General features: G+C 68.3%; 5 protein-coding genes and 1 pseudogene. 2 read left to right on the plus strand and 4 right to left on the minus strand.

The genetic code is table 11. The features are described 5' to 3' along the window. The coding region (locus tag ACFVGY_RS37620; RefSeq protein WP_385687055.1) for a hypothetical protein at nucleotides 1–196 on the plus strand (196 nt) is incomplete at its 5' end. A gap of 253 nt (nucleotides 197–449) precedes the next feature. Here the strand turns inward: ACFVGY_RS37620 and ACFVGY_RS37625 are convergent. The 3 genes from ACFVGY_RS37625 to ACFVGY_RS37635 form a co-directional block, all read right to left on the minus strand. After that, the gene (locus ACFVGY_RS37625) at nucleotides 450–1,154 is read right to left on the minus strand and encodes a hypothetical protein (RefSeq protein ID WP_385687058.1); all 705 of its coding nucleotides are present in this window, start codon (nucleotides 1,152–1,154) and stop codon (nucleotides 450–452) included. A gap of 238 nt (nucleotides 1,155–1,392) precedes the next feature. Further along, nucleotides 1,393–2,094, minus strand: a complete 702-nt coding sequence (locus tag ACFVGY_RS37630; protein ID WP_385687066.1) for an HNH endonuclease family protein — start codon at nucleotides 2,092–2,094, stop codon at nucleotides 1,393–1,395. A 123-nt stretch (nucleotides 2,095–2,217) separates the two neighbouring features. Next, nucleotides 2,218–2,436, minus strand: a complete 219-nt coding sequence (locus ACFVGY_RS37635) for a hypothetical protein (protein ID WP_385687060.1) — start codon at nucleotides 2,434–2,436, stop codon at nucleotides 2,218–2,220. A 114-nt stretch (nucleotides 2,437–2,550) separates the two neighbouring features. On the opposite strand from ACFVGY_RS37635, the pseudogene ACFVGY_RS37640 reads away from it, so the two are divergent. Then, nucleotides 2,551–2,727 (plus strand): annotated as a pseudogene (locus ACFVGY_RS37640) (ATP-binding protein); the annotation flags it as partial. A 617-nt stretch (nucleotides 2,728–3,344) separates the two neighbouring features. Here the strand turns inward: ACFVGY_RS37640 and ACFVGY_RS37645 are convergent. Beyond that, on the minus strand, nucleotides 3,345–4,214 hold the full coding sequence (locus ACFVGY_RS37645) for an IS4 family transposase (RefSeq protein ID WP_385687063.1): 870 nt from the start codon (nucleotides 4,212–4,214) through the stop codon (nucleotides 3,345–3,347). Between the last annotated feature and the right edge of the window lie 157 nt (nucleotides 4,215–4,371).

Here is a 4,371-nt window from a genome sequence, read left to right on the forward strand (position 1 = left end):
ACCACCTGGGCCATCACCCCCGCCACCACATAACCGAGGGGCCGCCCGGCCTACGGCCGGACAGCCCCACAACAAGATCTTCATCGGCCTTCTAGCCCAGCAGTCCGACGACGGCGCCGAGCAGATGCTCGCCGCCCGCTACAACACCATCGCCCGCTTCCTGCCCGGCCTGCTCAGGACGTTCACGTTCGAGTGAGCCCGGCCGGCGAGCCGGTCCTGGACGCGATCGACTTCGTGAAGTCCCTCAAGGCCGGCGCCGCCCCATCCAGGTGCACTGACGTATCCGGCGGAGCCGAGTTGGAATTCGCGTACGCCGAGCACTTGCCCGTTCTCGATGGGGTTCCGGCAGCGGTCGCCCTTTGTGGTGCGAGCGGCACACTGCAGCGCGTGGGCATCACTCTTGGGGTTCACCCAGAGACGGTCGTGGAGGACGACAAGCTGAATTCCGTTCACCTTGCCTCGTCCACCCGGGTGCACAGATGCGCGGAGGGGCAGGTGCCGCACCCCTTCTCCTGTGCCAGTTCGGCGACGGCCTCAAACAGCTGGCGGGCGCGTCCGACGGAATCGATGCCGTCGTGCTTCGCGAACTCTTCAGGGAGCGGCTCGGTGCCCTGGGACATGTGTGCCCTGATGAACGCCAATGCTGCGAACTCGTCGGTTGGTAGATCGCCGGGGCGGGCGGGGATGCAGGTCGACGGCACGAGTGCGTCCTCGGCGGTTCCGTGGAAGATCCACGGGTCCCCGGGGCGCTGCGGCGGCTGGCTGACGATGCGGACCAGCGGAACACCGTCAGCGGCTGTCTCCACCAGGAACGCGCCGACGGAGTGCAGTCGGTGCAGGCTCTCTCGGACGTCATGGCTGCTGGAGTCGGCGCCCATCAGGGCAGCGATCTCCTCCGTGGGGATGAGAGCGGCGTGCTCATCGTCGCCTGTGCTGATCGGGATGGCGCCCTGGTCGAGGGCAATGTCGAGGTGCACTGCTTGCATGGGAATCAGCCCGCGGTAGAGAGGCTGCAAGCGGGCAAAGCGTCTCATCAGGTCGACCGCGTCCTCGTCGAGGCGTGAGTCGGCAGCGGCTGCGTCGGCCGTGAAGTTGGATCCGATGTTGAGCCACTCGTCGTAGCCGGGGGGCTGCAGCTGCTCCAGTGTGTACATCTGGCTCCGCTCGCGTCGCGGCTTGCCAGGCTTCCTTCTGCCCATGGGTGATTCTCCTGATCTTGGTGGGTGGTCGGCGCTGACCCGCACGCGCGCATGGGCTGGCGCCGGCCCAAGAAGTGATCGTCTCGGGACGGGTTAACGGCCACGCCCAGCGTTGCGGCGGCTGGCCTCGATTGGGGAGCCGCGAGGCCGCCGGATGATGTGGCCTGCAGCCAGCGCACTTACACAGGCCGGGTCAGGGCGCGGTCTCGTAGACGACGGTGGTAGTGGGGCAGTCCTCGGCGAGGCCGAGGAGGGCATGGCGCTCGGCGTCGTCGGCCGCGAGGTTCCAGCGAAGCTTGGTGCCTACCCAGGTGGCGGCGTAGGTGCAGTGGTACGAGCCGTCCGACGGCAGCCACTGCGCCGGGTCCTTGTCGCTTTTACTCCTGTTGGAGGCGGCAGAGACCGCGATCAGGGTGTCCGGGGACGCCTGGTCATTCGCATACGCCTCGCGGCGCGCTGCGTCCCAGGCGTAGCCACCGGAGTCGTGCACCTCAGCCAGGGGTACGAAATGATCAACATCCAACCGGGCGGCGTCGGTGACGACGAGGTTGTCGTAGGGGCTACGCCAGGATCCGCCGGCCAGCTTGCACCCCGCTGCTACCTGGGGCGTGACCACCGCTTCACTCAGGATGACCTCCTTGCGGGTGTCGCAGCCGTCCGAGCCGTTCAGCCCGCGGTTCCAGTGCTTGTACAGGTCCCGGTTGTAGCCGGCGCGCTGTTCGTCGGCGATGGGAATCTGGTCGATCGCCTCGAAGAGTGGGATGGGGGCGCGGAGCCCGGCGGCGCCCGGGGCGGCGAGGGCAGCTGTGCGGGCCGGTTCGGCGTGGGCGGCGGGCGTGCCGACGGTAAGGAGGGGAAGTGCGGCGAGGGTGAGCGCGGGCAGGCCCCGGAGCATCAGGTTGTTGATCACGCTCGGGTTGTAGCGGCCGCAGAGATCGGTGCCCAGCCCGAGGTCTGCTGTTTCACTCGGCTGGGGGGCTGGATTCACTGCGGAAACGATCGCCCAATGGGCGCGGTGTCACATCAGCGCTGAGGGGCTGCCGCTGAGGCTGATCTCGTAACCGGGTTCCAGGCCGGTGATCACCACGGACGCGATGAAGATGCCGTGGGCGTTGACCTTGCCTCCGGAGAAGTCCTTGTAGGCGTGGAAGTGCCGGTCGGACGGCTTGCCGATCCACAGGGTGCCGCGGTCGATCCTGACGGGATCCCTGCGGCGGTTCCGGACTGCGGGGAACACAGCGTGGAGCTTGCCGTCGAAGGAGGCCAGGGCGACACCCCGGCGGGACTCGATCTTGCGTCCGTCGCGGCCCGGCTTCTCGTAGACGGTGCCCAGGCCCCGCCAGCGGCTGCCCTGACCTCGAACAAGACCTTCGGCGAGTGGGGCCAGGTCTTCGGGGACGAGGTCCTGGCCACCGCGATCCTCGACCGCCTCCTGCACCACTGCGAGGTCGTCCCGATCAACGGCAACAGCTACCGCCTGAAGAACCGACTCGCCGCCATCGAACGCGAACGAGACGACGCAGCCTGACGGCATGCCGACGCTGGAGGCCGCCGCAGGCCCACATTCACCTGGGGGGGGCGCTACCTACGTGCGGCGGTGCAGCCAGCATTGCGAACCGTCGACGTGCCTCTGAGGGCCGCGAACTCGTTCGGCCCCTGAACGAGTCGGCATGAGCCGGTGTCCTGATCGACGAGGATTGGCCAGTTTCCGCCAACTCGGATCAGACGCCCTTGGCCATCCTTGGCAGTGGGGTGCCAGGTGAACCCGAACATGCCGGTGACGGCCGGAGTCGCCCAGAGGCCGAGCTCAAACGCCCACTCATCCCACCGCTCGGTCAAGCCACGACCGAATTCCTCCGCAAGGCGCCTCGCCTCACTGTCCTCCAAAGGGCCCCCTCCTACGGCGTTCAACCCCACAGGCAGACCCTACGAGAAGGCGTCGGCCTGGTGCACGTATCCCCGTACTTGGCGGAGCACTCAGAGGAGTACGCCAACACCGGCGGGGATGTTGGGAACGCAGGACCAGGCCGGGGCCTCCCTGGTGGGCTTTGATCTCGTCCAGGGCCGTCTCGATCTCCCACCGCTGGGCGTAAAGCGCGGCCAGCTCGGTGGCCGGGGCGGCCCCGGCGTCGGCGAGGGTGGTGATCAAGCGGTAGACCGTCGCGTCCGGCCCGTCGGCGAGGGTGTACTCGATGACGCGGACCCGGATCGGGCTGGCGCGTCGGCACCGGTCGGTGGAGGCGACGATCTCCGAGAGGTAGGAGCCGTCGTCGAACATGGCCAGCACGGGCAGAACCACGTGCTTGCGGACCGCCACAGCAGGTCGGCGCCGGTGGCGACGGCGTCCCGCCACAGCTCGAACCCAGTGATTCCCCGGTCGGCCAGCAGCATCATGCCCGGTCGCAGCGCAGGCAGGAGACGTGGGACGAGGGACTGCTCGGAGGTGGCCAGCGGGCTGGTGGCCGCGGCGAAGACGGCGTGGGTGCCGCACTCGGCCAGCACCGCGATCCTGGCCTGCGGATAGGCGCCACGGCCCTGTCCGCGACCCGATCCCGGGCGTCCGAAGAAGCCGGCGTTGGCCTCGGTGTCGGGCAGGTCGAAGGTAGTACCGTCGATCGCGACCAGCCGCAGCCCGCGATAATAGGCACCGACCGTCTCCTCGGCCGCCACCGGCCGGCAGACCCGGGCGAACAACTCCCGCAACGGTTCCGGGCCTAGCCGCAGCCGGGCCCGTCCGATCGCCGCCGTGCTCGGCACCCGCCACAAGCCCTCCCAGCGGCGGGCCCGCTCCAGGCCCTGCGTCAGCAGCCGGGCGACCTCCTCATAGCCCTGGCCCGAGAACAGACACATGGCCAGCACGAAGTAGACCACCACCCGGGCGGGCAGCAGCCGACGGCGCTGCTCGACCCGCCCGCACTGCTCGATGACCTCATCGACCAGCTCGGGCGGAAACACCCGCGTGAGTACACCCAGCGCGATCCGGTCCGCCAACCGCTCACCCGAAGACGACTTCACCTGCCCAGGCCTTGGCACACCACACCCAACGACCCACACCACGCAAAGTCACCGGTATTGGGCCTAGTGTGATGCGCCGGAAATCTCAGGGCTAAGTCTGTAGCCTGTTTTTATGCCCCCGGGTCCTCGTGCTGTTGAAGTCCGCCTGTCTGATGAA

Origin of the sequence: Streptomyces sp. NPDC127106 (assembly GCF_042677605.1) — a bacterium.
Taxonomy (GTDB): Bacteria; Actinomycetota; Actinomycetes; order Streptomycetales; family Streptomycetaceae; genus Streptomyces.